Origin of the sequence: Enterococcus sp. DIV1767 (assembly GCF_050542585.1) — a bacterium.
Classification (GTDB): Bacteria; Bacillota; Bacilli; order Lactobacillales; family Enterococcaceae; genus Enterococcus_D; species Enterococcus_D innesii.
Genome location: NZ_CP172936.1, coordinates 1,225,638 through 1,252,481, shown reverse-complemented (window position 1 = coordinate 1,252,481; position 26,844 = coordinate 1,225,638). Strand labels below are relative to the sequence as shown.

At 39.2% G+C, this 26,844-nt stretch carries 26 protein-coding genes; 3 read left to right on the top strand and 23 right to left on the bottom strand.

Annotated features, from left to right (window positions below; all coding sequences use genetic code 11):
* Positions 1-119 precede the first annotated feature (119 nt).
* Positions 120-773, top strand: a complete 654-nt coding sequence (trhA, locus tag IGI78_RS06080) for a PAQR family membrane homeostasis protein TrhA (protein WP_081119160.1) — start codon at positions 120-122, stop codon at positions 771-773.
* 61 nt (positions 774-834) lie between these two features.
* Here the strand turns inward: trhA and IGI78_RS06075 are convergent, their stop codons facing one another.
* From IGI78_RS06075 to IGI78_RS06010, 14 genes are all read right to left on the bottom strand, one after another.
* Complete coding sequence (locus IGI78_RS06075) at positions 835-1,323, bottom strand: dihydrofolate reductase (protein WP_195265736.1); 489 nt, start codon at positions 1,321-1,323, stop codon at positions 835-837.
* Between the two features lie 5 nt (positions 1,324-1,328).
* Complete coding sequence (locus tag IGI78_RS06070; RefSeq protein WP_195265734.1) at positions 1,329-2,075, bottom strand: hypothetical protein; 747 nt, start codon at positions 2,073-2,075, stop codon at positions 1,329-1,331.
* 43 nt (positions 2,076-2,118) lie between these two features.
* Positions 2,119-3,066 (bottom strand): thymidylate synthase, encoded by a 948-nt coding sequence (locus IGI78_RS06065; RefSeq protein WP_195265732.1) that lies wholly within the window; start codon positions 3,064-3,066, stop codon positions 2,119-2,121.
* 17 nt (positions 3,067-3,083) lie between these two features.
* The gene (locus IGI78_RS06060) at positions 3,084-4,991 is read right to left on the bottom strand and encodes an ABC-F family ATP-binding cassette domain-containing protein (protein WP_288362174.1); all 1,908 of its coding nucleotides are present in this window, start codon (positions 4,989-4,991) and stop codon (positions 3,084-3,086) included.
* A 202-nt stretch (positions 4,992-5,193) separates the two neighbouring features.
* Positions 5,194-7,230 (bottom strand): cation:proton antiporter, encoded by a 2,037-nt coding sequence (locus tag IGI78_RS06055; RefSeq protein ID WP_081119165.1) that lies wholly within the window; start codon positions 7,228-7,230, stop codon positions 5,194-5,196.
* Positions 7,231-7,233: 3 nt separating this feature from the next.
* Complete coding sequence (locus IGI78_RS06050) at positions 7,234-7,515, bottom strand: hypothetical protein (RefSeq protein ID WP_008379625.1); 282 nt, start codon at positions 7,513-7,515, stop codon at positions 7,234-7,236.
* 190 nt (positions 7,516-7,705) lie between these two features.
* Complete coding sequence (locus IGI78_RS06045) at positions 7,706-9,826, bottom strand: peptidoglycan D,D-transpeptidase FtsI family protein (protein WP_195265728.1); 2,121 nt, start codon at positions 9,824-9,826, stop codon at positions 7,706-7,708.
* Positions 9,827-10,137: 311 nt separating this feature from the next.
* Positions 10,138-11,166: an LCP family protein gene (locus tag IGI78_RS06040; RefSeq protein ID WP_195265726.1), complete on the bottom strand. Its 1,029-nt coding sequence runs from the start codon at positions 11,164-11,166 to the stop codon at positions 10,138-10,140.
* A 186-nt stretch (positions 11,167-11,352) separates the two neighbouring features.
* Positions 11,353-12,162, bottom strand: coding sequence for an ABC transporter permease (locus tag IGI78_RS06035; protein ID WP_015510020.1), 810 nt, complete (start codon positions 12,160-12,162; stop codon positions 11,353-11,355).
* Between the two features lie 45 nt (positions 12,163-12,207).
* Positions 12,208-13,263 carry an ABC transporter ATP-binding protein gene (locus IGI78_RS06030; protein WP_081119168.1) on the bottom strand — a complete coding sequence of 352 codons (1,056 nt, stop codon included), beginning with the start codon at positions 13,261-13,263 and terminating at the stop codon, positions 12,208-12,210.
* A gap of 168 nt (positions 13,264-13,431) precedes the next feature.
* Positions 13,432-13,833 (bottom strand): glycerol-3-phosphate cytidylyltransferase, encoded by a 402-nt coding sequence (gene tagD / locus IGI78_RS06025; protein ID WP_081119169.1) that lies wholly within the window; start codon positions 13,831-13,833, stop codon positions 13,432-13,434.
* 109 nt (positions 13,834-13,942) lie between these two features.
* On the bottom strand, positions 13,943-14,143 hold the full coding sequence (locus IGI78_RS06020) for a cold-shock protein (RefSeq protein WP_005229578.1): 201 nt from the start codon (positions 14,141-14,143) through the stop codon (positions 13,943-13,945).
* Between the two features lie 144 nt (positions 14,144-14,287).
* Positions 14,288-14,893 carry a superoxide dismutase gene (locus IGI78_RS06015; protein ID WP_081119170.1) on the bottom strand — a complete coding sequence of 202 codons (606 nt, stop codon included), beginning with the start codon at positions 14,891-14,893 and terminating at the stop codon, positions 14,288-14,290.
* Positions 14,894-14,969: 76 nt separating this feature from the next.
* A complete protein-coding gene (locus IGI78_RS06010) occupies positions 14,970-15,413 on the bottom strand; it encodes a GtrA family protein (RefSeq protein ID WP_034878673.1) in 444 nt (147 codons plus the stop codon).
* 132 nt (positions 15,414-15,545) lie between these two features.
* On the opposite strand from IGI78_RS06010, the gene IGI78_RS06005 reads away from it, so the two are divergent.
* Positions 15,546-16,355, top strand: a complete 810-nt coding sequence (locus tag IGI78_RS06005) for a DUF1189 domain-containing protein (protein WP_195265724.1) — start codon at positions 15,546-15,548, stop codon at positions 16,353-16,355.
* 26 nt (positions 16,356-16,381) lie between these two features.
* Positions 16,382-17,377: a phosphoglycerate dehydrogenase gene (locus IGI78_RS06000; RefSeq protein WP_195265906.1), complete on the top strand. Its 996-nt coding sequence runs from the start codon at positions 16,382-16,384 to the stop codon at positions 17,375-17,377.
* 64 nt (positions 17,378-17,441) lie between these two features.
* Here the strand turns inward: IGI78_RS06000 and IGI78_RS05995 are convergent, their stop codons facing one another.
* The 9 genes from IGI78_RS05995 to IGI78_RS05955 all read right to left on the bottom strand — a co-directional run bounded on the left by IGI78_RS05995 (position 17,442) and on the right by IGI78_RS05955 (position 26,831).
* Positions 17,442-18,386, bottom strand: coding sequence for a glycosyltransferase family 2 protein (locus tag IGI78_RS05995; RefSeq protein WP_176285423.1), 945 nt, complete (start codon positions 18,384-18,386; stop codon positions 17,442-17,444).
* A 58-nt stretch (positions 18,387-18,444) separates the two neighbouring features.
* Positions 18,445-18,744 carry a HesB/YadR/YfhF family protein gene (locus IGI78_RS05990; RefSeq protein WP_077452574.1) on the bottom strand — a complete coding sequence of 100 codons (300 nt, stop codon included), beginning with the start codon at positions 18,742-18,744 and terminating at the stop codon, positions 18,445-18,447.
* A gap of 11 nt (positions 18,745-18,755) precedes the next feature.
* Positions 18,756-19,421: a potassium channel family protein gene (locus tag IGI78_RS05985; protein ID WP_005229566.1), complete on the bottom strand. Its 666-nt coding sequence runs from the start codon at positions 19,419-19,421 to the stop codon at positions 18,756-18,758.
* A gap of 87 nt (positions 19,422-19,508) precedes the next feature.
* Positions 19,509-20,138, bottom strand: coding sequence for a response regulator transcription factor (locus tag IGI78_RS05980; RefSeq protein WP_077452576.1), 630 nt, complete (start codon positions 20,136-20,138; stop codon positions 19,509-19,511).
* Between the two features lie 3 nt (positions 20,139-20,141).
* Entirely contained in the window at positions 20,142-21,209 is a 1,068-nt protein-coding gene (locus IGI78_RS05975) for a sensor histidine kinase (protein ID WP_077452577.1), read from the bottom strand.
* Entirely contained in the window at positions 21,206-21,937 is a 732-nt protein-coding gene (gene liaF, locus IGI78_RS05970; RefSeq protein WP_010749367.1) for a cell wall-active antibiotics response protein LiaF, read from the bottom strand. Before liaF ends, IGI78_RS05975 begins: the two co-directional genes overlap by 4 nt.
* A gap of 152 nt (positions 21,938-22,089) precedes the next feature.
* A complete protein-coding gene (gene greA, locus IGI78_RS05965) occupies positions 22,090-22,569 on the bottom strand; it encodes a transcription elongation factor GreA (RefSeq protein ID WP_005229556.1) in 480 nt (159 codons plus the stop codon).
* Positions 22,570-22,684: 115 nt separating this feature from the next.
* The gene (gene mltG / locus IGI78_RS05960; RefSeq protein WP_086292795.1) at positions 22,685-24,028 is read right to left on the bottom strand and encodes an endolytic transglycosylase MltG; all 1,344 of its coding nucleotides are present in this window, start codon (positions 24,026-24,028) and stop codon (positions 22,685-22,687) included.
* 106 nt (positions 24,029-24,134) lie between these two features.
* Positions 24,135-26,831, bottom strand: a complete 2,697-nt coding sequence (locus tag IGI78_RS05955; protein ID WP_430618543.1) for a CDP-glycerol glycerophosphotransferase family protein — start codon at positions 26,829-26,831, stop codon at positions 24,135-24,137.
* Positions 26,832-26,844: the final 13 nt, after the last annotated feature.

Genomic DNA, 26,844 nt, shown 5'->3' with positions numbered 1-26,844 from the left:
TCACTCTCTCTTTAAATCAAGTCTTTTTTCATGGTAAAATAACCACAGACCATTTATACTAAGTATAACAGAGAGAAAATTTTTTTTCATCTAATTTCGATTCGAAAGGACGGTGCCGAATGCAGCACATGAAGTTTAGTCGCAGATATTTGATCGTCAATGAAGTATTAAATGCAGTAACCCACGGGATCGGATTAGGACTGAGTATCGCAGGACTGGTCATTCTCTTAATCAAGGGGGCAAATCTAGGGTCACCTATCCACATCGTTTCCTATGCCATATATGGGTCCATGATGATTTTGCTCTTCCTCTTTTCTACCTTATTTCATAGTTTGATTTTTACCAAGGCAAAAAAAGTCTTCCAAGTCTTCGATCATGCCTCCATTTTCTTGCTGATCGCTGGAAGCTATACTCCTTTTTGTTTGCTTAGTATCCAAGGCTGGCTTGGCTGGTCACTCTTCATCTTGATTTGGCTACTAGCAATTAGCGGCATCGTTTATAAGTCACTGACTCTTCATAAAAAAGAGACCGTCTCTAAAATCTCCACCCTGATCTACATCATCATGGGCTGGCTTTGTGTAATTGCCTTTAAACCTCTGATCGAGCATTTAGGCTATTGGGGAACATTTTTACTAGCAAGCGGTGGTGTTTCTTATACTGTAGGTGCGCTATTCTATAGTTTAAAATCCGTTCGATTCATGCATGTGGTTTGGCACTTATTCGTTATGTTAGGTGCTGGACTAATGTACTTCTCCGTCTTGTTTTATACTTAAACAGTAAGCGCGATTAAATAAAAGATCAGGGAACCTTCATTAGAGAAAGGTTCCTGATCTTTTATTTTTTATGATAAAACTCGAATCGATGAGGATAATGGTTTTTTTCATCGACGATCCCATCGATCACATGATCAAGTTTCCATTGCGTCCAATCAATCTCGGGAAAATACACATCTCCGTTAAATTCCGCACCGATCACTGTACGGTACAATTGATCGCAATCGTCAATCATCGCTTCAAAAACACCCGCTCCACCAGTTAAAAAAACAGGATGCTCTTGCTGCTTCACATACGTCAAAATTTCCTCACGGTCATGCATCACCAAGGCACCGTCGGCTTGATAATCTCGATCACTTGTCAAAACGATCGTCGTCCGTTGTGGCAACAATCTTTTTCCCATGCCTTCAAAGGTTTTGCGCCCCATAATGATCGTATTATTGATGGTTTGCTCTTTAAAAAATTTCAAATCATTCGGCAAATGCCACGGCAGTGTGCCATCCGCTCCGATCAACCCCTTTTGATCTTGTGCCCAAAGTGCGATCAACATAAATATTACATCCCTTCTGTATAAAATGATTCAGAAATATCCGCAGCGACTTGCAGTCGCTGCATCAGCTGAAAAGCCGATTCATGCTCGAATGGATCTTTGTTGCGCTCATCAAAGCGCAAGCCATCACAGGCTTGGTAAACAATTGTGCCGCCACTTCTTTGGACATTTCTTGGCCATTCTCCATCGTTTAAACGCGCGTCGTTGTTTTTCAGCAAGGTCGGTATCAGGGAGATCGGAAAGAGAGCACTGCCAGCTGCGACATCAATTTCTTCTATTTGAAAAAAGTCGGCGGCGATCTCGTTGATCAAGCACTCCGTTCTTTGCCACGTTTGCGGATGACTCGCAAATGCCCTTGCAGTTCGTCCTAGGATACAATACGTATTCTCTGGTAACGGCTGTTTGCTTATTGCCACAAGTTCTTCTGGATACGTCTCGATCCACGTCACTACGCGATCAAAATCACAAATATGCAATGAATCCAGCATTGGTAGGTTATGCTGTGCAGCAAAAACAAGCCTTCTGCGGGCATCTGCCGCTCCTTTTGCTGGTATAAAAATGGCAGTACACTGCTGATTTGAACGAATGGCTTCTTTTAGCTCCGGCACCGTTTCTTCGGATACGGATAGCCAAACTGCATCATAGTGCTGATCCAAGAAATCAATGACTTGCTCAATGAGCACTGCATGAATCGATCCAGTATGTCTCTGATGAAAGGTCGCCGCAAAGCCTCGTTTGTGGGTATTTTCCATTACGCCTCATTCCTTTCTTTATGAAATGAAACCAAACAACCACTTAAACTGCAATCGGTGCTTTGATCGTTGGATGCGGATCATACCCAACCAGCGTAATATCTTCCATTTCAAAATCGAAGATCGATTGTTTTTCAGGATTTAACTGTAAGGTTGGCGCAGGACGCACTGTACGAGTCAATTGTTCTTTCATTTGTTCCATATGATTGCTATAAAGATGAGCATCGCCTAATGTATGGACAAAATCTCCAACTTCTAGTCCAGTTTCATGAGCAATCAGGTGCGTCAATAGCGCATAACTAGCAATATTGAAGGGAACACCTAAAAAGACATCGGCACTGCGTTGATACAACTGACAGCTTAAGCGCCCATTATGAACATAAAATTGAAACATTGTGTGACAAGGCGGCAACGCCATCGTCGGTACATCTTCTGGATTCCAAGCAGAGACGATCAAACGACGAGAGTCTGGCGTTGTTTTGATCATGTCGATCACTTCTTTGATTTGATCGATAAACCCACCCGTACTTTTTTCCCAATGCCGCCATTGGTACCCATAAACATGACCCAAATCGCCGAAAGTTTCAGCGAAAGTGTCATCAGATAAGATTTTTTCACAAAACTGTTTCAACTCATGTTGGTACTGTTCATTGAAAGCTTCATCCACTAAGGAACGGCGACCAAAATCCGTCATATCAGGACCTGTGTAAGCATCACTTTTAATATAGCGTTCAAACGCCCATTCATCCCAAATGTGGTTATTATGCTCTAGCAGATAACGAATGTTGGTATCTCCTTTTAGAAACCATAATAATTCACTTTTGATCAAACCAAAAGGAACTCTCTTGGTTGTCAACAATGGAAAGCCTTGGGACAGGTCAAAACGCATTTGGTGACCAAAGACACTGCGCGTTCCCGTTCCTGTACGGTCGCTTTTATCATTGCCTTCTGTTAAAATCTTTTTTCCTAGCTCTAAATATGCTTGTTCCATCGTTTTTCTCCTTTACTCTAGACAAATTCGCTCAAATATTCCCAACGATCCATTTTTTCTGCCAGTTGCGTTTCAACCTCGCTGATTTCTTGCTGTAATTTTTGGAGCTTCGTAAAGTCCGCACCTTGATGATTCATTTCTTCAGTTAAAGCGGCTGCTTTTTCTTCTAATGCCGCAATATCATCTTCAATCGTCGCCCACTCTTTTTGTTCCATATAACTCAGTTTCTTTTTGATAGGCGCTGCAGCAGTCTCCTCACTTTCAGCAGAAAGGGAATCGGTTTTTGTTTCTTTTGGCTCTAGTACACTCGAGCTAGCTTTATTGGTATTGGCTGCTAGGTACTCATTAATGGAACCAAAGTAGGACTTAATCCGGCCGTCTCCTTCGAAGATCAGCAATTTTTGGGCAACTTTATCTAAAAAGTAGCGGTCATGGGAAACAGTGATCACTGCACCTGGAAATGTTTCCAAATAACTTTCCAAAATCGTCAAGGTATCAATATCCAAATCGTTGGTCGGTTCATCTAACAAGAGAACATTTGGCTGTCCAATCAATAGCTTGAGTAAAAATAGGCGTCGTTTTTCCCCACCAGACAGCTTGCCGATCTTGGTGCCATGCATGGATCGCGGAAACAAAAACTGTTCCAGCATTTCTGCGACACTGGCTTGGGAGCCGTCCACTTTTTGCACTTCCTCGGCTGCTTCTTGCAAATAAGCAATCATTCGCTGATCAGGGTTCATCGCTTCAATCGTTTGCGTATAATAAGCCATTTTCACCGTCACGCCCATCGTGCGCTCCCCTTCTTCTAAAGGCAGGCGACCAGCTAAAATATTGAGCAACGTTGATTTACCCGCACCGTTTTCTCCTGTGATCCCTAAGCGTTCTCTTGATTGAATCAACAAATCAAAGTGTGACAAAATCGTTTTGTTTTCAATCTGGAAACTCGCATCTTTTAGTTCTAGGACCTGTTTACCTAAGCGTGTCGTAGCAACATCAATGGCCACTTCGCCGTTCCGTTTTACTTGATGTAGGTTTTCTTTTAAATCATCGAAACGATCGATCCGGGCCTGTTGCTTCGTTGTACGGGCTTTTGCTCCAGTACGAATCCAAGCCAACTCATGTTTGTACAACTGCTTGCGCTTGTCTTCTTGCGTCTCCTCCACACGTTCTCGTTCTGCTCGAGCATGAAGATACGTCTCGTAATTGCCTTGATATTCATGCAACTTGCCAAAGGACAATTCAAAAATCCGATTAACGACTCGATCCAAAAAGTAGCGATCGTGGGTCACCATCAGTAACGCACCCCGATAATTCTTTAAATAGCCTTCCAACCATTGGATCGCATCATAATCTAAGTGGTTAGTCGGTTCATCCAATAACAACAGGTCTGGTTCATCGATCAATACTTGAGCCATAGCCACTCGTTTCTTTTGACCTCCAGATAACTCACTGACCTTTTTCTCTAACTCACTGATCCCAAGCTTTTGTAAAATAATCTTGGCAGTTGTATCTGTATTCCAAGCATCGGCTTTATTCATCGCTTCTTCAGCCAACTGATAATTCCGTTGCGTTTGTTGATCCATACCATTATTTTCTAGAGCAATCAGCGCTTTTTCATAGTCACGAACAACGCGAATCAGCGGACTGGTGCCTTGAAAAACAGCATCTACAACAGATAATTCTTCTTGTAACTGATTGTCTTGAGCCAAGAAACCGATGCGATAATCTTGCGCGGCAAATACCGTTTGGCGATCGCCATCTCCGCGATCCAAACCGGCTAAGATCCGTAACAAACTCGATTTTCCCGTGCCATTGACACCGATCAAACCGATTCGATCTTTTTCATGTATCAGAAAAGAAAGCTGATCAAACAGTGTTTTTTCACCGTAAGTTTTGGTTAATTCACTTACTTTTAATTCTTTCACAGAATCCCTCCTGAGTTTTTTCTTCGCTCATTGTACCACATTTCATCAACGGAGACGATGAGAGAAAAAATTCAATTTTTGTAAAAAAGAATGCCTTCGTCAGTTTATTCCCTTGGATGATCCATGTTGATCACCTACGGGGAATAACCTGACGAAGACACTCCATAAAACGTGCATCAATTCATGCACCTTTTGAGACATATTATCGGCGGAACATCCGCTGTTTCGGCTGTTCTTCCGCTCGAGACATCGCATACGATTCTAACAGATTGACATTGCGTCGATATTCATTTGCAGAAATCGTCGATATTTTTTCAGCCACTTCATATTCATCGATCGTCTTGCGCTCGAGATAATAGCCCCAAAGGACTTTCTTGACAAAAATCGGCTCTTGCTCGATCATGATCGTTTCAATGAAATTGCTATGTTCAAACCGTTTGATGCTCATTTCTCGTTGACGAATAAAGAAATTGATCAGCGAGGAATCATAGACATCTTCTAAATTGCTCAAACTGTGAAAAATGTATTCGCTGTTTTTTAAGTAGATTTTTTGTACTTCAGAAATGTCTCGTTGTTTCAAGGCATCTTTCAGTTGCTGCCGTCGCTGTAAAAACAAACGAGGATGGATCAATACACGAATAAAGCGCTGAATAAAGAAGAGCCAAAAACTAAAGAATGAGAGAATTTGTTTTGCGAGGGAATGCTGTTGCTGAGAAATAAACCGTGAATAAAAACGATAGCCATTTAGACTGACTTTCCCATTTCGATAGGCTTCATCCAAGCCATCTTGTTCGATCGACAAGATCAACCCTTGAATTTCTTGGATTTCTTGTTTTTCTGAATCTGTCAAACTATTGCGATACAATTCCCAACGGCGATTTTCATAGGAATTGATGACAGCATCAATCGCTAAGCGACCTTTATCAGAAAGCTCTTGTTTTTCTTCTGCTTCCAATTGTTCGATGACGTCTTCTAAGATCAGCAAGTGATTGAAGTCGACACTTTCGGCAGCTTCACCATCTGCCAAATAAGGCAAGACCATCACGCTGATGATCAACGTCAGCAAAATCACACAGGCGGTCAAAAACAAGAGCAAGCTCCGTTCCTGAAACGGTGTCTCATGCACCATCACCGGTAAAATAAAGATGGCTGCCAAACTGACTGTTCCCTTGACGCCACCAAAGGTCAACAAGGCGACTTGATTCATAGACACTTGTTTTTTTGACTGTAAGAACCAATAATAAAATAGTAAAAAGAGAAAACGAACGAGGAAAATCACCGCTGTGACGACTAAAATCGTGATAACTAGATGCCAGTTTGCATAGTTTTTGCTTTCCCAGATCGGTGAGAAGACTTGTGACAACTCGATCCCTAGAAAGAGAAACACTAATGCGTTCAATGTAAAGACTATGGTCGACCACGTGCTTTCCGAAATGTTCGCCAACTCTGCATCAAACAACGAGATTCGCCGTTTTCTTTGGGCTTGGGCTACACCTGCCACAACTGCTGCGATAATCCCTGAGACTCCGATCATTTCTGCCAGCAAATAGGCAGCAAATGGCAAGAGCAGTTCAATCAATAAGTATACTGTGACATCTTGTGCCGAGATTTTTTCAATAAAACGTAAAATCCGGCGTTTCAGCCACACAATCAAGTAACCGATAAGCCCGCCGCCGATACTAGAGAAAAGGAGTTGGAAACCTGCGTTGGCTGCTGAAAAACTCCCGGTGGTCAAAGCCACGATAGCAAACTGTAATGCGGTAACCCCCGAAGCATCATTCAGTAAGCCCTCGCCTTCCAGAATATGCATAATATTTTTGGAAATTTTCAAACGTTTTGCTAATGAAGAGACTGCCACTGCATCAGTTGGTCCTAACGCAGCACCAAAAGCGAAGCAAGCAGCCAGAGGTATCGTCGGCATTAGCCAATGGAGTGTTCCCCCGACGGCAAATAATGTCATTAACACGCCACCAAAAGCCAAAAATAGCACGATCTTGCTGTTTTTTAAGATTTCCGGAACGTCTGCCCGCTCCCCTTCACGAAATAGCAATGGACCAATGATCATTACTAAGAACATTTCTGGCTCAAAGGCGATCTCTTGGCCCATCTCTGTAAGACCTAATAAAATTCCTAAAATAATTTGAATAAAAAAGATCGGTACCGAGGGCAATATTTTGCTCGCCACATTTGATAATGTGACAAGAATTGCAATGATAATGACGAGTTCAATAAATTCCATCCATTACCCTCTTTTCTTTCGAATTGCTAATAACAGCTCAAGAAAATCTTCTTTTTTTAAAAGGATCTTGTCGTTTAGAAGACCTAACTCCTTTTCGTTATTTTCAATCTCGCATTGGACACGTCGTGATTCCAAGCGGTAAAGATCATGTTTCATTCGTTCAAATTTTCGGAAAAGCAATGGATTTTTCCGTTGCAAATAATCCCGAATCTCCTTTTTTTCAGCTGGTGTAAATTGTCCCAACTGTTTCATTAACTCTTGTTTACTTAAACATTCCTTGTTCATAATTACGTTTTTTACCCCTTTTATCATCAGTTTATCTTTTTATTTAACGTGCAAATCAAAATTATCTCTTGACCGCTAGTATTCTAAGCCAATCATTCAAAAATAGCAAGTCTTTCTCACTAAATGTTGGTTTTCTATCAGTTTTCTTATAAAACAAAAAAACCGCAGTCTTCACTGCGATTTTTTATGCTTATTTCATATATAGGTCGTAGTAAGCATCCATGATTTCTTTGGCGATTTGAATATTTGGATGGGTATCTGTGTCGCCTTTTAATTGAGGCATTACGATCGCGATGGCAATATCCGCATCGCTGCTAGGTCCGTATGCCACGATATTCAAGTTTACTAAGCTGACGGTGTTACCGTTACTATCCACGATCGGTGTCTCGGCAGTCCCTGTTTTAGCGGACACTTCCATTTTTGCAGAGGCCAAGCCTTTGGCAGTTGCCCACGCATCCGTTCCATGAACTGCATCATAAAACCCATTTTGAATAATTTGCATTTGAGCATCCGTTAAACCAACTTCATTCAATACCGTTGGTTCGATCTCTTCAATCAGTGAGCCAAGACCGCCAGTTTCATCATTGCCGTAAATGCCGTCAACGATGTGAGGCTGCAATCTTTTGCCACCATTAGCAACGGTTGCTGCATATTGTGCCAGTTGCAACGTCGTATAGGTATCAAACTGACCAAATGCCAAGTCAAGGATCTTCCCACCATCACTGACCGGGTCCATGTTATCGATCGATGTGCTGATACCAGTCGCTTCTCCCGGTAAATCGATCCCAGTTTCAGTTCCCATACCAAAAGAGGCAAAAGACGAACGTAGTTTTTCATAGACATCCCCTTGACGATCCACTGTTGGAATTGAGATACCTGACTGATAATTGATGCCCATCAAACGTAAAGCGACTTGCATCATATAGGAGTTAGAAGAAACTTCCAACGCCTGCTCCGCAGAAAGGTTACGATTATTTGCCCCAGTTGGATTGAAAATTGAGGCTTTGACATCGGAGCCAATTCTGATTGGTTGATCCAACAGCACTTCATTGCCGTTTAAGACCCCATTTTCCCAGCCGGCAGCCAAAGTCCCTGCTTTGACAACGGACCCTGGTACAAAGGAATTAATGAAGGTACCAATGGCATTTTCCTGCAATTCATTTGAACCTGTGTCATGATGATAACCAGACATTGACAAAACGCCGCCGGTTTTTGGATTTAACGCCACTGCGTATACCCCCGGAGAATATTCAGCTGCGCCAGAATCAATCAGTTTTTGGAAATTGTCTTGCAAAATTTTGTCAACTTTCGCCTGAAACTCAGCATCCAATGTTAGAACAAGGTTGTCCCCTTTTGCTCCAGCAAAGGTTTCTTTTTGACTTTCAATATTATTATTGTTATCAAGAGAGATCTCAGAAATGGATTTTGTACCTTGTAAGACTTCTTCATACTGCTGCTCTAAATAGCTGCGTCCAACACGGTCATTACGAGCATAGCCTTTTTCTAAAAATTCGTCTAGAACTTCTTCAGGAATTCCTTGTTCTTCACTAGTCACCGTTCCGATCAAACTAGCCAGAGAACTTCCTTCAACGATCTTTCGTGTCCAATCGGTACCGGTGGAGATTCCCGGTAAATCGACCATGTTTTCAGCAACAATAGCTAATTCACGGTCAGACACATCCGACGTCTTAATAAAGACCGTACTCAAAGATTGGGCGCTATTCATCCGCTTAAAAATCGTGGCTGCTTCTAATTCTGCATCAGAAAAATTGATTTCATCTTCTGTCACTTTCTCAACGGTTGCCGCATATTGTTCAGAAGTACCTAAAGAACGCTCTTCATCACTCAATCGGTCAGTTGCTGCTTCAAGATTGTCTTCATCTGCCAGCCAAAAATCCTTAAGATCTCGATCAGACAAATTTTTGTCCACAGGAACTTCGATCAACTCGCTCAATTTTTTGGCCGTTTCTAACAGATCTTGAGCGGTCATTTTGTTTCCGCGGGTAAATGTGATTGCCGCATTGGCTTGATTTTCCACCAGCGCTTTTCCAGAAGCGTCATAGATCATTCCCCGTGGGGCGCTTCCTTTGACTTCCACTACAGATGAAGCTTTCAACTGCTGCTCAATATTGTCGCCATTGACGATCTGTAGATAGCCTAATTGAACGATCAAAGATACAAACAAAGCAAAAATAATAAAAAACAAAAAGTTCAATCGAAATGGAACATGAGATTTGCGATACGATTTAGCCTTTGGTTCTTCCGGCCCCTTGCGTATCCCTTGGACAACTTTATCTTTCAAATTCTTCATCTCATCTATCCTTCCAATCTATAATGACTACTGTCCTATTTTACCAAAAAATTCGATTCGAAACAGAAAAAATAAAAAATATCCATTAATCCTTAGAAAAAACTATAAAAATTGGCGTGATTCCGAGTAAATGTTTCACAGTTTGATTGTTTCATTTTCATTCTTTCATGAAAAAATTGTTTTTTTAAGCTTTCTTATGTTTTTTCATTTGATGATCTCGTGAAACAAGATTCCTCCTGGTACTTTTGTGGAAAACTAAAAGCAGGAGGACTTTCGGTCACCCTGCTTTTTTAGGCTTCTAAAGATACTAGCTACTCCCCAGTTGTTGAATTTTCTTCTGAGAAGGTCAAACTGTCGTCGTATACCTGATAATTAGGCGATCCGTTAGTATATTCATCGCCTTGGGTCAAACCCTCGTTCGTCGGAAGCTGCAACTGCTCCTTTAACAAATTTTGCGTATGCAACAACTGATTTGTCCCCAATAACTGATAATACACTCCACCAATCAGTTGCCCTTCTCCTTGGAGTTGCTCTTGTTTGATGGTCGTAAAAGCAGGAATATAATTGGTACCGATGTCCATCATATCATTCCACGTAAGATCCGTCTTCGAATTCTTTTCAACCGCTTTGAGAATCTTTTGGTAATTACTGATGCCATCCAGACTCATAACTTTTTGAAGAATTTTCGTAACCACTTCTCTTTGCCGTCTTTGGCGTCCGATATCCCCTTCCGGATCTTGTTTGCGCATCCTTGCATAAGCCAAACCTGTTTTCCCATCTAAGGTGATTCGCCCTTCAGGGACATGAACACCTTCTAAAGTAAAATCGATAGCATTTGTCACCTCGATACCTCCAACTGCATCGATCAGATCCCGCATCCCTTGCATATTGATCGTCACATAGTGATCGATAGGAATGTCCAAGAGATTTTCAACAGAGTCCATGGCCATAGCCTCCCCACCGAAAGCATAGGCATGATTCAGCTTATCGATCGTATTGTAACCAACGATTTGTGTGTAAATATCACGATCAAGGCTAATGATCGTTGACTGTTTTTTTTCAGGATTGACCGTCACCACCATCATACTATCCGAGCGACCTTGCTCGGTTCGACCTAATGCCCCAGTGTCGATTCCCATCAGCAAAATGGAAAACGGATCTCGATCTTCAATGCTGATCGCTTCCTCTCGTTTGTCTGTTTTCCGATCAACAGCGTGAGAGATTTGATTAAACGTGGCATTTGTCTCTTGATAAACCTGCATCCCGTAGATCGTTACTCCAATGATTCCAACCACTAACACGATTAAAATACTTAAAATTACCTTTTGATATCTCCGCATCTTACACCTCACCAATAAAAATTCACTCATCAAATAAATTTTCCCACAAAACGCATCTTTCAGCAATCGCTATCATGCATCAACTTCATATTTAATCCTTCCGTAACTTCTTTGAAATAAACAAAAATAAAACAAAAATAAGGTGCACCCTCTAAGCTAGAGAGTGCACCGCAAATAGTCACTTTTTTAAATATAATCCACAAAACGAGCACGAAACTTCATATGCAGATGGCTTCCTAAAATAAGAAGCATCAAAGTTAGACACCAGAAGATAAGTGTATAAGTTGTTTTTTCCCAAACCCATGCACGGGAAAGAAAAGCATCACGAAATCCTTCGATTAGATAGTAAAAAGGGTTCAAGCGAAGAATCTTGATCAACCAAACAGGCATGTTTCGGTTATTAATATCCCAAATCGGACCAGAAACATAAAATAATAATCTCAAAACAGACTGTAGAAATATATGATAGTCACGTATCAGTACTGTTATGGTCGCATTCAATAGACCAAAAGCAAATAGGAATATGACCATCGCAAGAAAGTAATAAATAAATTGTAACCAATAGATACTTGGTGTTACACCTGCTATGAATAACGAACCTACCACGATTGCCACCATAGGAATGTAGGATGACAAATTACTTATAATATTGATCGATGGTAAAATACTTACTGGAAACTTCATCTTTGCTACCATTCCAACTTGTCGGTGAATACTATTAGAAGCGCCTAGTACAGATGCATTAATATAAAACCAAGCAGTGATCCCAATCAGCATCCAGATAATAAAAGGAACGCCATCAACTTTCCTATTCCCGTTCACTCCTAATCCGAAAACCAAATAATAAATACCGATTTGAATCGCAGGATTTAATATTTGCCAAGCTAATCCCAAATAATGGCTCTGATAAGTAGCCTTATCCTCATAGCGAGACATCCGGAATATAATTCCCGCATGCTTAAATTGTTCTTTTATGACTGCAGCAATCTCTTTCACAAACTTCTTCCTTTTCTATATGAACTAAATAAAGAAACATCTTCTTTATTTGAAAACTTGACTGATCGTCTCAACAGGATTCTTAATTGCGTAAGTAATCGAACGCCCACTAAAAGAAACCAGCGAACAAAATATCGTTGCGGCTACTACCAAACCTAGGATCCCTTTAGTTAGCCAGCTCATTTTTTCCCCTAAAGGTGTACGTTTCAAGTTTTTTTGAATCATTTGGTCCGAAAGATTTTGTTGTTGCAAGAAGTGATCTTCACGACTTTTTTCTGCTAATTTCTCCAAATTAAAGGCTTTCTGGTCTTCTTTATAATTGTCTTGATAGGCTTTTTGCTCTTTCTTTGGCTGCTTTTTGAACCAATCAATGAATTTGCGATATTCAGCCATTACTTCTTCAGTAGGACCAAACATCCGTAAATCACCATAGTGCATCCAAATCGTCCGGTCGCAAAGCTTTTCTACCTGTCCTAAAGCATGACTGACAAAAAAGATGGTTTTTCCAGCTGCTTTAAATTCCATAATTTTATCCACACATTTTTGATAAAAAGTTTCATCACCGACAGACAAAGCTTCATCAATAACTAAAATATCTGGATCATTATGAACAGCAATAGCAAAGCCTAACCGTGATTTCATCCCACTGGAATAGCTTTTAACTGGTTGATTGATAAAGTCGCCCAAATCAGCAAAGGCCACGATTTCAGGCATCTTTTCATCAATTTCTTTATTAGTCATTCCAGACATCAGGGCTTTAAGCCGAATATTTTCTAGTCCGGTCAGTTGATATTTCAACCCCGCACCGATCGCGATAATCGAGGTGTCACCATTTACTTCCATCGTACCAGATGTCGGTGGGATAATCCCACTGATCACGTTGGATAAAGTTGATTTCCCAGAACCATTGATTCCAATGATCCCTACTGATTCGCCGGCTTTCACATCGAAGCTGACCCCTTTTAAGGCCCAAAATCGAGGAACATTGCGATGATAGAATTTGAATAATGCTTTTACTTTATCCGCTTTCTTTTTATATAAGTCGTATTCTTTCGTCACTAAAGTTGCACGGACTTTGATTTCTTTTTCCACTTTCTTCATCCATTCTCATAGAATTTCTAATTGATCGAGTCAACTCACAAATCATCATACCATATTTTGTGTTCTGAACAAATAATCAATGAAAAACTAGTAATAAAATCTTAATTTCTTGAAGTTGCGTTCAACAAAAAAAAACATCTGTAAAAGATGCTTTTTATAATAGTCCTTTTAATTGGTAAGTTTCAAATCTTTTTTGATTTGAGTAGTTGATATTTCCGGAGTTCGTGCTAGATAAATCACTTCAGCAGCTGTTTCTTCTTGAATAAAATCAAATTTGCCAGCCCAATCATCTCCCATAACAAAGGTATCCACATGATATTCTTTGACATCGGAAACTTTTTGTGCCCAGCCTTCTTCAGGAATCACTAGATCCACATACCGAATCGCTTCTAATAATTGCTTTCTTTTCTCGTAAGAAAAGTAGCATTTTTTTTGCTTTTCGTTCCAATTAAATTCATCCGTTGATAGTGCCACGATTAAATAATCGCCTTGCTCTTTTGCACGACGCAAAAGATTGATATGTCCATAATGCAATAAATCAAATGTTCCGTAAGTGATTACTCGTTTCATTCTTATCCCTCTTCGCTTCTTAATCTTACTAATGTATTGAAGATACCAAATATGGCGAGAAATAGCAAATTAAAAAAGCTGAGGGCTTACTCAGCTTTTCCGTTCAGATTTAGACTTTGGTCACTTCCGCTGCTTGCGGTCCGCGGGCACCTTCAACGATCGTAAATTCAACTTCTTGACCTTCTTCAAGTGATTTAAAACCGTCTCCTTGAATGGCAGAAAAGTGAACAAATACATCATCGCCACCGTCAACTGTAATAAAACCAAACCCTTTTTCGTTGTTGAACCATTTTACTTTCCCATGTTCCATAGTGTGTAAAGCCTCCAATAATTATAATCCGACGATTCCGTCGCCTTTATTATAGCTGATTATGTAAGCGTTAGCAATATCAAAACGATTCTTTCTATCCACAAAAAAAGAAGCCTTTTAGCAGGCTTCTTTCTAGTAAATTGTTTAAGCTTTTGCGAAATATTCGTTTACTTTGTCCCAATTAACAACACTCCAGAAAGCATTGATGTAATCTGGACGAACATTTTTGTATTTCAAGTAATACGCATGTTCCCAAACATCTAAACCTAAAACAGGCGTTTGGCCATCCATCAATGGTGAATCTTGATTCGCTGTTGATGTGATTGCTAATTTGCCATCTTTCACGACTAACCATGCCCAACCTGAACCAAAACGTCCGGTTGCTGCAGTTTTGAATTCTTCTTTAAAGTCTTCAAAGCTGCCGAAAGCTGCGTCAATTGCCTCTTTGATGGCTCCAGTAGGTTCGCCACCAGCATTTGGGCCTAAGATTTCCCAAAAGAACGTATGGTTGGCATGGCCGCCACCATTGTTACGAACCGCTGTTTGAATATCTTCTGGCACAGAAGAAAAGTCAGCTAATAATTCTTCAACTGTTTTTTCACCTAATTCAGGATGTTTTTCAATCGCTGCGTTTAAGTTTGTTACATAAGTATTATGGTGTTTATCATGATGCAAATGCATCGTTTCTTCATCAATGTATGGTTCTAATGCATCGTATGCGTAAGGTAAATCTGGTAATGTGTAAGTCATAAAAAAATTCCTCCTCAATGATAATGTTTACATAAGTAACATTATCAGACTATCAGACTTTGTTCAAAAAATATGCTTACTTTTTCTCACTTTTTTTCGTATTGAAAATCAAAAATTTACTAAACACATAGTTTGCCAAAACAACAACAACTTGGGTGACCAGCTTGGCAACTAGATCGCCGGTTGCCAAAATTGAAATAAATAGATACATACAAAGCATATCTAAGCCTAATGATAAGACGCGAAAGAAAATGAACTTCCCAAATGCCGCCCATGACTCTTGCTTTGTCTCGGTTTTTGCTTCAAAGACCCATAACTTATTTGTAAAGTAGGCGAACAAAACAGAAGCAATCCAGGAAATCACATTCGCTGTCTGGTAATAAAAACCAAATCCTTCACGAAAAACGAGGTAGACGACAATGTTGACTACAGTCGTTAATCCACCAAAAAATAAATACGTAATCGGCTCCCACAACTTTTTTTGCTGCAAGAACTGCTTGTATTCGTTGTACTTTTGCATTCTTTTGCCTACTTTCATTTCTTTATTTATTCATTCATTCGATTATTGGTTCTTTTTTTGTGAATTCCTTGTAATTCAAAGAACCCTTCGTTACAATTACTCTAGTTATACCACAAAGGAGTTCATCAGCAAATGACTATCGTCCAACTATTTAAAATTGCTTTTTTCCGAATACCTGATTTAAAATTTGTCAAAAAAGCAGAATTTTCCAAAGTAATCGTTTTTCTATTAAGCGCCTCCGTGCTTATCGCGGTACCGATGACCATCAATGTATTAGGTGTCTTTCGCGATGTACAAGCAGACGGACAAAAAATTGGAGAATCGATCCCAGATTTTACGATCGAAAATGGCAAGCTTGCTACAGCGCCGGGTACGCAAGGTTTCATTTATCAAACCGATTCGATCATCTTTACTTTCGATCCAGATGGCAACCGTACGCCAGCAGATATTGCATCTGATGTCACTGGCTCTGTCATCGCTGTTGCCTTGTTAAAAGATCAGCTGGTCATCCGTATCCCCTCTTCTGGCTTATCGACGTCAATGTTAGATTCTAATCAATTAGAATTTGATTACAGTGAGCCTGCGCTGCGCAATCTTAACGGTCAGGCGATTCGAGAAGCGCTATCAAATCAAGCGATCCCCTGGCTAATCAAACTCATTGTCTTTTTTGTTGCATTGTATCCATCATTTGTCAGCTTGCTGATCACCTTAGTGATGGGGACCTTTATTGCAACGATCTATACAAGATTAAAACGATTCTCCTATACTTTCTTTGAAAATTTAAAGATTCTGATCGTAAGTGCTGCATTGCCTACGCTTATTAGTGTAATCGTACAACTACTATTGCCTTCCTTCGATGCAACCACCTTTATTTTGTTTGGTTCTTTATTCTTATTCACACAAGGGGTCAAACAGTCTCCAAAAATTCAGTTTAAAACCTAATCTAGGCCATGTTCAATTCCTTGAACATGGTTTTTTTCTCATTCTTTGCTACACTTAAGTTAAAAGGAGGCTTGGCAATGAAAAAAATAATCTTAGCCACTCGAGAGTTTCGCGACACATACGTGAAACAAATCGAAAAAGACTATCAATTTCTTGTGTACAGAAAGGACCAAGCAATTGATTGGTCACAAGTAGAAATTACCATCGGTTGGAAGCCCGAATGGAAGGACTACCTACTAACGGAGAAAACAAATTTGAAATGGGTCCAAGCAATTTCATCTGGCGTAGACACCTTACCCTTAAAAGAGTTTGCGAAATACGGCATTCGCTTATCTAATGGTAGCGGCATCCATGCTGAATCGATTACAGACCATCTATTGGCTCTACTATTTATGGAAAACCGCGGGATTTTCCAAGCAATCCAACAACAAAGAAAACAGCAATGGTCACCAAATACAATCCCCTATACAAAATTGTCAGACCAAGAGATTTTGATCGTTGGTACGGGACAAATTGGCCAAAAGTTAGCTCAAGTATTGACCTTTTTTGGTGTAAGTCCCATTGGTATCAATACTAGCGGGCATGAGGTGGCGGGTTTTGAAAAAACGTTTGCGTTATCTGACTTACACGCTTGCGCAAAAACTGCCGATTGCGTCATCAACATCCTTCCTCTGACGGAAGAAACCACTCACTTGTATGATGCAGCTTTTTTTGCCCAAATGAAACCTAGTGCTTCCTTTTATAATGTCGGCCGCGGGCCAAGTGTGGATACCACTGCATTAGCAAAAGCCCTAGAGAAAAAGCAGCTGGCATTTGCCGCACTAGATGTTTTTGAAGAGGAACCTCTACCAGAAAATGATCCACTATGGCATACCGAAAACCTGTTGATTACTCCTCATATCTCAGGGCACACCCCCCATTTTCAAAAGGCATTTATGGCCATTTTCTTAGCGAATCTCCAACAATTTTTGGCGAAACAAGAACTTGAAAAAAATGAGATAAACTTGGATAAAGGCTACTAACAAATTCTTTCCGCAAAAAAAGTGTACAGTTGGAGGCGAAACCTTCCGATTGTACACTTTTAATTTATCGTTGTTTTTCTTGGTCTTTTTCAGTTTCTTTCAAGAAATATAAGGGTCTATTTTTGGTTTCTAAGAAAATTTTCCCAATGTATTTCCCGATGATCCCCAAACAAAGCAATTGCAAACCGCCCACAAACAAGAAAATGCTGACCATCGATGGCCAACCAGTTGTTGGATCACCAAAGATAAAGGTTCTGATTACAATAAAGATCAATGCGATCAGAGAGCCAAAACAGGAAAGCGCACCAATAAACGAAGCAATGTTCAGAGGGGTATCCGAAAAGTTGACGATACCGTCGATCGAATATTGAAATAGTTTCCAAAATGACCACGATGTCTCACCAGCGACTCGTTCCCGGTTCTCATACGCGATGTATTCTGTATCAAAGCCGACCCAACTAAAGATCCCTTTGGAAAAGCGATTGTATTCTGACAGTTGTAAAACGGCATCTACCATATTACGGCGCATCAAGCGAAAATCTCGAGCACCATTTACCATTTCGGTATCGGCAATCTTATTGATAATATTATAAAAAGCATCTGAGAAAAAACTACGGATCTTCGGTTCTCCTTTGCGATCCGCCCGTCTAGTCCCCACACAATCAAGCTCTGGTTTTGCTTCCAGCATCGCAAACATTTCTGGCAGTAATGTCGGCGGGTCTTGTAGATCTGCGTCCATCACAGTGACAAAATCGCCTTTCGCCGCTTGTAAGCCTGCATAAAGTGCAGCTTCTTTGCCAAAGTTTCTCGAAAAAGATAAATAGCGAACACTGTCGGGGTGGGCACGATATAACTCTCTTAAAACAGGTAGTGTTTGATCTGAAGAGCCATCATTGACAAAAATATATTCAAAGGGCATATTTAATTGTCTCTTCACTTTTTCTGTTTCCTCAAAAAATATCGGCAAGCTCGCCTCTTCATTAAAACAAGGTACAACAATTGATAACATCGGTTTCATCTCCTAGAGCCAATCGAGTTACATCGGTCATCATTTGACCAAACTCATATTATTTTTTCTCTTCACTAAAATCATACTTGGGTTCATCTAACGTTTGATCATAATCAACTGTCAGATCATAGCCTTTGAAAAACCACTCATCCGCTTCATCAATAAAAAAAAGCAAGCCGTCAATGGTTCGTTCAACGATCGGACGTTCTGGTTTATCGACTGACATCCCCACGGAAAATCCGTCATGCACTTGTGTTTTGCCATAAATTTTTCCAAAAAAACGAATCCCGCTTCCTTGGTCTACCACCAACTCTTTTTTGAACCATTGCATTGCTTCAGGACTTATTGTTAAGTTCATTTTCTTCACTCCTAATCATTCATATGTTCATCGAGTATATCTACATCATCTGTATTGCCGATCACGAGTAAATTGTCATTTTCACGCACGATTGCCTCTGCATCAGGCGAAACGATCACTTGTCCTGGTCCCCGACGAATCGCAACGACTGTCAGACCATACTTTTGTCGAAAATTCAGCTCAATCAAGGATTTATTGAAAAAGCGTGGATTGGACACGCGAATCTCTGCTAGAGAAAATTCGTCAGATAGTTCAATATAATCTAAGATATTTTTGGAAACTAGATTATGGGCGATGCGAATCCCCATATCACGTTCAGGATGGACGACACGGTCTGCGCCGAGTTTTTCCAGTACACGGGCATGGTATTCGTTTTGGGCTTTCGCTAAGATATTAGGAACACCCATTTCTTTGACCATCAAGGTCACCAAAATACTAGCTTGAATATCCTCACCGATCGCAACGATTACATGGTCAAAATTACGGATACCCAACGAGCGTAACGTCATCTCATCTTGTGCGTTACCAACCACCGCATGGGTGGCGATATTCATGTACTCATTCACCCGATCTTCGTTGCTATCGATGGCCAACACTTCTTGACCTGATTCAATCAACGTACGACAAATACTTCCACCGAAACGGCCTAATCCAATAATTGCATAATTTTGCTTCACCACAAACGCTCCTTTGTTTGCCAGATCATTATTTAGTATAACAAAAACCTCCCCTGCTTGCCATGAGGAGGTATGATTATTAAGATTTTATTTTATCAAACCATGTTTAAAAGCATATATCGTCGCTTGTGTACGATCTTCTACTTCTAATTTTGATAAGATATTTGACACATGTGTCTTCACTGTTTTCAACGTAATGAAGAGTGAATCCGCAATCTCTTGGTTGCTCTTTCCTTCGGCGATCAACAGTAACACTTCTTGTTCCCGATTCGTCAAATCTTCATGCAAGATCGGTGTCCGATTCGTCAAACGATCCATCATTTTCGTGGTGACTTCGGGTTCTAAGACCCGCTCGCCTCGCTGGGTGGCACGAATGGCTTCTGCAATCTCATGAGCAGTAGACGTCTTTAACAGGTAACCGGCCGCACCCGCTTCAATTGCAGGATAGACTTTTTCATCATCAATAAAACTAGTGACAATAATGATTTTTGCATCCGGCCAATCCTTTAAAATCAATTTCGTAGATTCGATCCCATCCATTTCATCCATCACTAAGTCCATCAAAATCACGTCTGGTCGCAGCTCCAAGGCCTTTTCATACCCTACTCGGCCATTTTCCGCTTCCCCAATCACTTCTATATCGTCTTGAATCGATAAGTAAGAAGATACCCCCAGACGAACCATTTCATGGTCATCAACTAACAACACGTTTATCATCCGTTATGCCTCCTTCAACAGTGGAACTTTGATTTCAATGCTGGTTCCTTGCTTTTTAAAACTAATAATTTTCAACGTACCTCCAACGGCACTCACCCGTTCTCGGATATTCATTAAGCCATAGCTGCCGGCCTTTTGATCCTGTGGATCAAAGCCAACCCCGTCATCGATCACCCGCAACAACACGTTATTGTCGATGCGATGCAAATAAACTTCCAACTCATCGGCTTTAGCATGACGGAGGGTATTAGACAAGAGTTCTTGGATCACACGAAAAAGCTGATCCTCGATCGAGCTGGGCATCGTAAAGTCTTCAATATCCCAAGTTAGCAAAATTTTGATTTTTGTCTCTAATTCTTTTAACAATTGCTCGATTCCTTGCTTTAGACTCTTCCCTTCCAAAGTAACAGGTCGTAGATGAAGCAAGAGCGCCCGCATTTCAGATTGCGAAGCATTGATAATGTCTGTGACCATCGCTAACTGTTTCTTTTGGCTTTCTGGAGCATCTGTTCGAATCGCTTGCTCATTCAGTGCAGACATCATCATCATGGCGGCAAACAGCTGTTGAGAAACAGAGTCGTGCAATTCACGTGCCAAACGCTGCCTCTCTGCTTCTAAAATCTCTTCTTTCGTCTGACCATCAACAAACTGCGGTTTCGCATTCAATTGCTGCAATTCCATCGACATCTGTTTCATCTTCGATTGGATACTAGCAATATCACGATCCACATTCGCAATCAAATGGTTTTCAGACGCATGGGGGATCTTTGTTTCCAATAAAGGGCTATCGATATAGCCGCTGGCTAACAGTCTTAGCTTTTCTTCCACCGGACCGTATTGACGATTGCGGAAAAAAGAAATCAGTAAGAAGACAGCTAAAGCAATCAATGCAGATATTACAAGCAAGTGAAAGACGATAGGAATGAAAAAAAGTTTGATTTGAAAGACTTCTATCAGCCAATTATTTTTCCCACTGGCATACAAATAGGAGAACAACATCAAAATCATGGTAAAAAAACTTGCTAAGCCTGCATAAAACGCGATCATGCCTCTTGAAAATTTCCCGATCATACCCGAATCACCTCAACATCACCAACAAGGGTATTCGTTAAAATTTTCAAACGCCGACTATTTTCGCCATAATCGGGGCTGTAGATTGTCACTTTTTCATTTTTCAAGCTCGTTTCTTCACCTTCAAAGATAACGGAGCCAATAAAAGTACTGTGCTCTAATTTGATTGCTATGCCAGCAGGCACTAAAATACGAGTTCTGCCGAAGCCTTTTCGTACGATCACGACATTTTCTTTCTTAGGCAACAGCGTGTTGCCTAGATCGATGAAAGTATCTCCCGTCAAGATATCTAAATTGATATCGTCCCATTCATAAACTTGACTGCCAATTCGTTCATTGCCTAACCATTGCTGTTTTTGTTTCAACGGATGATCCGCCTTTGGTTCTTCGGTTTCAACGATGATCATTTGTTTTTTGCGCCAGAAGGAATTTTTAGTCAAATCGATTCCGGTAATCTCGACTCCTTTTAATCCAATAAATAAAATCGCAAAAATCAGCATCAGCCACAATGCTGGACTATTTAACAAACTGATCAAAATAGCAATGGAACTTGAGACCATCAAGAAATTTTTAAAATTGCTCTTGCGCTCACTTCGGTTCACCAGAACCAAGCACGTCACACCAAGTATTAATAAAAATAATAATGGCGGATTAGATAAAATTTGCCATACCGCAAAAAGCAGTAAGAGCGCTTCAACAATAAAGAAAAAACGCCAAGGACTTTTCATTCAAGCTCCTCCTCCTAGTAATTCTACTCTATCATACCTGAAAAAAAGGGTTTGTTCATCCGTCGCTGGTCCGAAAAAAGACCCTGTATGATCAATTTCCCTAACGGAGAATGAACAACAGGGTCAACTAGATTTACCTAGCGATCAAACGATTAGCTTTTCTTTACTTCTGTGATTCTTACTTGCATATCTCCGCCTGGCGTTGAGATCGTCACTTCATCGTTGACTTTTTTCCCAATCAAAGCACGAGCGATTGGTGAATCATTGGAAATTTTACCAGAAAAGGGATCTGCTTCAGCACTGCCGACGATCATGTACTCTTCTTCGTCACCATCAGGCAACTCCACAAAAATCACTGTTTTTCCGATGGAAACTTCATCAGAGTCGACACCTTCATTATCAATGATTTCTGCAAATCGAATCATATTTTCTAAAGTAGTGATTCGACCTTCGACAAACGCTTGTTCATCTTTGGCAGACTCATACTCTGAGTTTTCGGATAAATCGCCAAAACTGCGGGCTACCTTGATACGTTCAATGATTTCACCGCGTTTTACCGTTTTCAATTCTTCTAATTCTTGTTCTAACTTTTCTTTTCCTTCAAGTGTCATTGGGTAAACTTTTTCTACCATAGTTCTTTTCTCCTTTTAGTAACTTCTAATAAATCGCAAAAGGTAATCTTTTGCGATGAGTCCACAAAAGATTACCATGCTTTTTTTTAAATGTAAACTATAAACCTATGAAAATTTAATTTGAGGTATTGTTTACGTATTGTTCCACTAATTGCATATGCTGTTCATAGGTTTCTGCAAAGTAAACTTCTTGAGTATGAATATCAGCAACGAAATAATAGTAGTTGTTCGGTGTTGGATCTAAGACCGCTTGGATCGCTGCTTCACTTGGATTGTTGAATGGTCCAGGTCCGTAGCCAGTATGCACATAGAGGTTATAAGGAGAGTCAACTTGAGTGTCCTCATAAGTAACTAGCTCTTTGTGCTCGCCTAACGCATATAGAATCGAAATATCCGATTGCAGCGGCATATCAATTGCTAAGCGATTGAAGAATACCTGTGCGATATTTTTACGATCTTCTAGCTTACTACCTTCTTTTTCAACAAGTGATGCTAAAGTAAGAACTTCTTGGACGGTCATTTCTTTTTGAGCGATTTGATCGAAATATTTCGACATGACCGCATTTGATTTATCCACCATTTGAGTAACGACTTCTTCTAGGGTATTCCCTGTATAGTAGTCATACGTCGCTGGGAACAAGTATCCTTCTAGTCGGTAACGTACACCTTGTGCATCGCCGGCACTTGCTAAAAGATCAGGATAGGTTGCTTTCATTTTTTCAAAGAACTCGTCACTTTCCATCAAAGCTAAGAAATCATCTTTCGAGATATTCGTTGCTTCCGCTAGAGCATCACCGATTTGATCTACATCAAATCCTTCAGGAATGGTGACTTTGGCGTCAGAGGTGACCGATCCTTCGCCATTTTGTAGCATCTTCGCTATTTGATCCAATGTCATACTTGGCGCAAACTGATAATTTCCCGCTTGAAATCCAGTTAAATTATTGAATTTCGTATAATAGTTAAAGATCATACCACTCTTAATGATATTGTCTTCTTCCAATATTTCTCCAATTGCTTTGTTGGACGATCCACTAGGAATCTCAACAGCGACAGTTTCCGTGTCATCAGGATTCAAAGGCTGTAGCCCGGATGATACATAACGATACATTGAAAATCCTAAAACTCCACCGATAACGAGCAAAGCAAGAACTACGATCAAAACGATCCGATTGACAATTCGGTCTTCTTTTTTGCGTTGCTGCTTGCGCAATTGCGTTTCTCCACCTTCAGCTATGGGTAATTCTTCCGCTGCTGCCCTACGACTTGCAGCAGTTTGCTTTGCTTTTTTATTTTTGGTCTTTCCACTTGCAGTTCGCGAACCCACCTCTTCTTGAGGCTGTTGAATAGGACGCTCGTTCAAACCTTGGTCTTCCTGGGTTTGATCTGATTGAGGTTGCTTTAAAGCTCCTAATACTTCGTCTTTAAAGGATTTATCCTCTGGATGTTGTTTACTCAAAACAACTCCTCCTAACTTTCGTAATACTGGCTTGTACCATTATACACGAAAGTTAGGAGGAGTGGAATGATTTTAATATTTTTGAAATCATTAAATATAAATAACCTTATTTTACTAAGCTATTCCATACTGCAAGAGACTGTTGTTCTTGTTTTTCAAAATCATATTTCCCTAGAATGGGATAACCTTCCATATAAAAAATCCAACCTTCAATTATACTACTTACATTATTTTGTACAATTAGTGCCGGTAATTCATTTGAAGAACCATCTTTTAAGAATTGAGTGGTTGCTGGAATATCGACAGTGATAACATCTGTTCCTACGGCCAATGCTTCAAATACTACCAACCCTAAGCCTTCATACAGACTAGTAAAAATAAATGCATCACATAGTTTAAGTAAAGAATAGGGATTATCCATTCCTCCAAAAATAATAATTTTTTCTTTGATACCACTTTCTCTTACTTTTGCAATAGTCTGCTTTTTTAATGGTCCATGAGGAGCTACAATAACAAGACGTGTGTTTGGAAATTTTTTATTTACTTCTACAAAAGACTCGATTAATCGATCATGACCTTTTTGTAAATCAAATCTACCAATATTGATAAAAACTTTAATATTAGGATTTAGCAAATCATCAATTAATCGCAATTTAGTAACACCATAAATATATCCTATTTCATTTAAAGTGAAATCTATCTTCTCTCCAATACCTAGATGAACTTCAGCCGCTTTTTGAAAAGCTTTTAAAAGCTCATCAGAATTATTTTCAATATTGGGAAAAAGTCCACCTCGACTTAGTTCATGTGTTTTCACCACATTAAATATTTTACGATATCCTACATTTTCTGTCTGAGTTTTTATCCCTAAATCACTCTTTATTCTATCAGAAATATGTTCTGAGTATCCATATTGCAATGGTACATTCAAAAGAGAAGTAAAAATTGATTCGTTACTTGCATCTCTTATCTCTTTAAAACCTAAGAAATTATCCATAACATATATATTATTTAAGCTAGGATAATTCAATAACAATCTATCTTTCAATTCGGAATTAACTAAGACCAATTGATCTACATTTTCATACGTAGATCCTAAAACTTTCATATTCACATTTTTTTTTGCTTTATATTCTTCAAACATATCAGTATGATAAAATATTGTAGTTTTAACGTTTGATTTAGAAATAGCACTTGTCATAGTTGCTATTGCGCGTTCGAAACCTGTATAGTGAATAAATTGATCTATGTCAAGATTGTTGAACATACGTCGAAAATCCAGTCTATACATTTTAAAAATACTTTTTTCAATAAGTTTTTTTGCGATTTTTTTTCCAAACCACTCAGTATTTAAATAAAAATATGTTAAAATTCCTTCCAAAAAAGTGTACTGAGTTACACCGGAACTCAAAATATATGGAATCTTCAATTCAGCCAATTTATATTTATGTTCTTTTTTTACAGAACGATCTTTAACAAAAAGAATATAATTATTTTCTGATAAATCGATTGCTTCAATAGTATTAAAAAAAGCCCTACTAATTCCATTATCCCATAAAGCACCCGCGTATAAAACTATATTTTTTTTACTGTTTCTTAAAGAGTATTGATGTATTCTATCATTATTTTCTTTGTTAAACAAAAATTTAACTAATTGTTCCGTTCCTTTAATATTATCTTTACCAATGAATTTTTCTTTAAATGAAGTAATATTGCCAGAATAACTTTCTGATTCATCAACTCTACACTCTTCTATTAATTCATTTATAGTCTTTACTTGTTTAAAAGGGTAATTATCAATATCTTCATATAGGCCTCTATTTAAATAATACTCTTCTTTATCATAAGTAAATAAAACAGTCTTTTTACCGCTGCATAAAAAATCATACATAATAGAACTATAATCAGTTATTAACACATCTACAGCAGTTAAAAACTCATATGTTTCCACGTTTTCTGGAAATAACTTAACTTTTTTAAAGTTATTTAAGTCAATACTGAGTTTCTCAGCATCAAAAGGATGAAGCTTTATGAATAATCTCTCATTGTCTTTAAGTTCTCTTTCGAAAGAAGTCAATATTTCCTCTATGAAAGATACAGAAGTACCTACATCTCTATATGTAGGCATATAAAAGTATATTCTCTCATTAGAGACATCGATTTTATTACGGACATCTGATCCTTTAGTATTATCAAAAAGGATACTATTTCTTGGAGAAGGTGCTACCACAATATTGGTACTTGAAATATTTTTCAAATTGTAATTCTCTGCTATCTTTTCCTTAGTGTAGTCATTACTAACTACAAGAAAGTTTGATGCCATGAAATTTTTTTGAACATTCCCAAAACCGTCAACTTCCATTGCCTTGCCTAAACATTTCAGAGGGGTTCCATGCCAAATATTAATGTAGATTTGCTCAGGTCTTTTATTAAAATAACTCCAAAATGTCGTATCATTAATTAAAAATTCAGCAGTAGCTAAATTATAGACATATTCTTTCGAATTGTATTCAATTAATTCAATATTAGTCCAATTTACTTCAACGTCGAGTAAATTTTTTATCCAGTCTTTCTTGTCTTTTTGAATCGCAATCTTTAGTTGAAAATCTTTAAAATTTTTCGAAAGATATTTTGTAAGATAATAAACATGCCCACTGAAATCTCTTCCGTGAGTAGACTCAATAAGTATAACGTTTTTATTAATCTTTTTATTTTTTATAAAATGTAAATACTGAAATTCATATTTTTTATCTATTTTTTTCTTCAAAACTTTCCTTACTTTTTTATTAAGTATTCTAACCATTGTAGTGTAACTC

Coding starts and splice junctions, on each gene's coding strand:
- trhA (WP_081119160.1), top strand. CDS start 120: ATGCAGCACATGAAGTTTAGTCGCAGATATTTGATCGTCAATGAAGTA.
- IGI78_RS06075 (WP_195265736.1), bottom strand. CDS start 1,323: ATGTTGATCGCACTTTGGGCACAAGATCAAAAGGGGTTGATCGGAGCG.
- IGI78_RS06070 (WP_195265734.1), bottom strand. CDS start 2,075: ATGGAAAATACCCACAAACGAGGCTTTGCGGCGACCTTTCATCAGAGA.
- IGI78_RS06065 (WP_195265732.1), bottom strand. CDS start 3,066: ATGGAACAAGCATATTTAGAGCTAGGAAAAAAGATTTTAACAGAAGGC.
- IGI78_RS06055 (WP_081119165.1), bottom strand. CDS start 7,230: ATGGAATTTATTGAACTCGTCATTATCATTGCAATTCTTGTCACATTA.
- IGI78_RS06050 (WP_008379625.1), bottom strand. CDS start 7,515: ATGAACAAGGAATGTTTAAGTAAACAAGAGTTAATGAAACAGTTGGGA.
- IGI78_RS06045 (WP_195265728.1), bottom strand. CDS start 9,826: ATGAAGAATTTGAAAGATAAAGTTGTCCAAGGGATACGCAAGGGGCCG.
- IGI78_RS06040 (WP_195265726.1), bottom strand. CDS start 11,166: ATGCGGAGATATCAAAAGGTAATTTTAAGTATTTTAATCGTGTTAGTG.
- IGI78_RS06030 (WP_081119168.1), bottom strand. CDS start 13,263: ATGAAGAAAGTGGAAAAAGAAATCAAAGTCCGTGCAACTTTAGTGACG.
- tagD (WP_081119169.1), bottom strand. CDS start 13,833: ATGAAACGAGTAATCACTTACGGAACATTTGATTTATTGCATTATGGA.
- IGI78_RS06020 (WP_005229578.1), bottom strand. CDS start 14,143: ATGGAACATGGGAAAGTAAAATGGTTCAACAACGAAAAAGGGTTTGGT.
- IGI78_RS06015 (WP_081119170.1), bottom strand. CDS start 14,893: ATGACTTACACATTACCAGATTTACCTTACGCATACGATGCATTAGAA.
- IGI78_RS06010 (WP_034878673.1), bottom strand. CDS start 15,413: ATGCAAAAGTACAACGAATACAAGCAGTTCTTGCAGCAAAAAAAGTTG.
- IGI78_RS06005 (WP_195265724.1), top strand. CDS start 15,546: ATGACTATCGTCCAACTATTTAAAATTGCTTTTTTCCGAATACCTGAT.
- IGI78_RS06000 (WP_195265906.1), top strand. CDS start 16,382: ATGGTTTTTTTCTCATTCTTTGCTACACTTAAGTTAAAAGGAGGCTTG.
- IGI78_RS05995 (WP_176285423.1), bottom strand. CDS start 18,386: ATGTTATCAATTGTTGTACCTTGTTTTAATGAAGAGGCGAGCTTGCCG.
- IGI78_RS05990 (WP_077452574.1), bottom strand. CDS start 18,744: ATGAACTTAACAATAAGTCCTGAAGCAATGCAATGGTTCAAAAAAGAG.
- IGI78_RS05980 (WP_077452576.1), bottom strand. CDS start 20,138: ATGATAAACGTGTTGTTAGTTGATGACCATGAAATGGTTCGTCTGGGG.
- IGI78_RS05975 (WP_077452577.1), bottom strand. CDS start 21,209: ATGATCGGGAAATTTTCAAGAGGCATGATCGCGTTTTATGCAGGCTTA.
- liaF (WP_010749367.1), bottom strand. CDS start 21,937: ATGAAAAGTCCTTGGCGTTTTTTCTTTATTGTTGAAGCGCTCTTACTG.
- greA (WP_005229556.1), bottom strand. CDS start 22,569: ATGGTAGAAAAAGTTTACCCAATGACACTTGAAGGAAAAGAAAAGTTA.
- IGI78_RS05955 (WP_430618543.1), bottom strand. CDS start 26,831: ATGGTTAGAATACTTAATAAAAAAGTAAGGAAAGTTTTGAAGAAAAAA.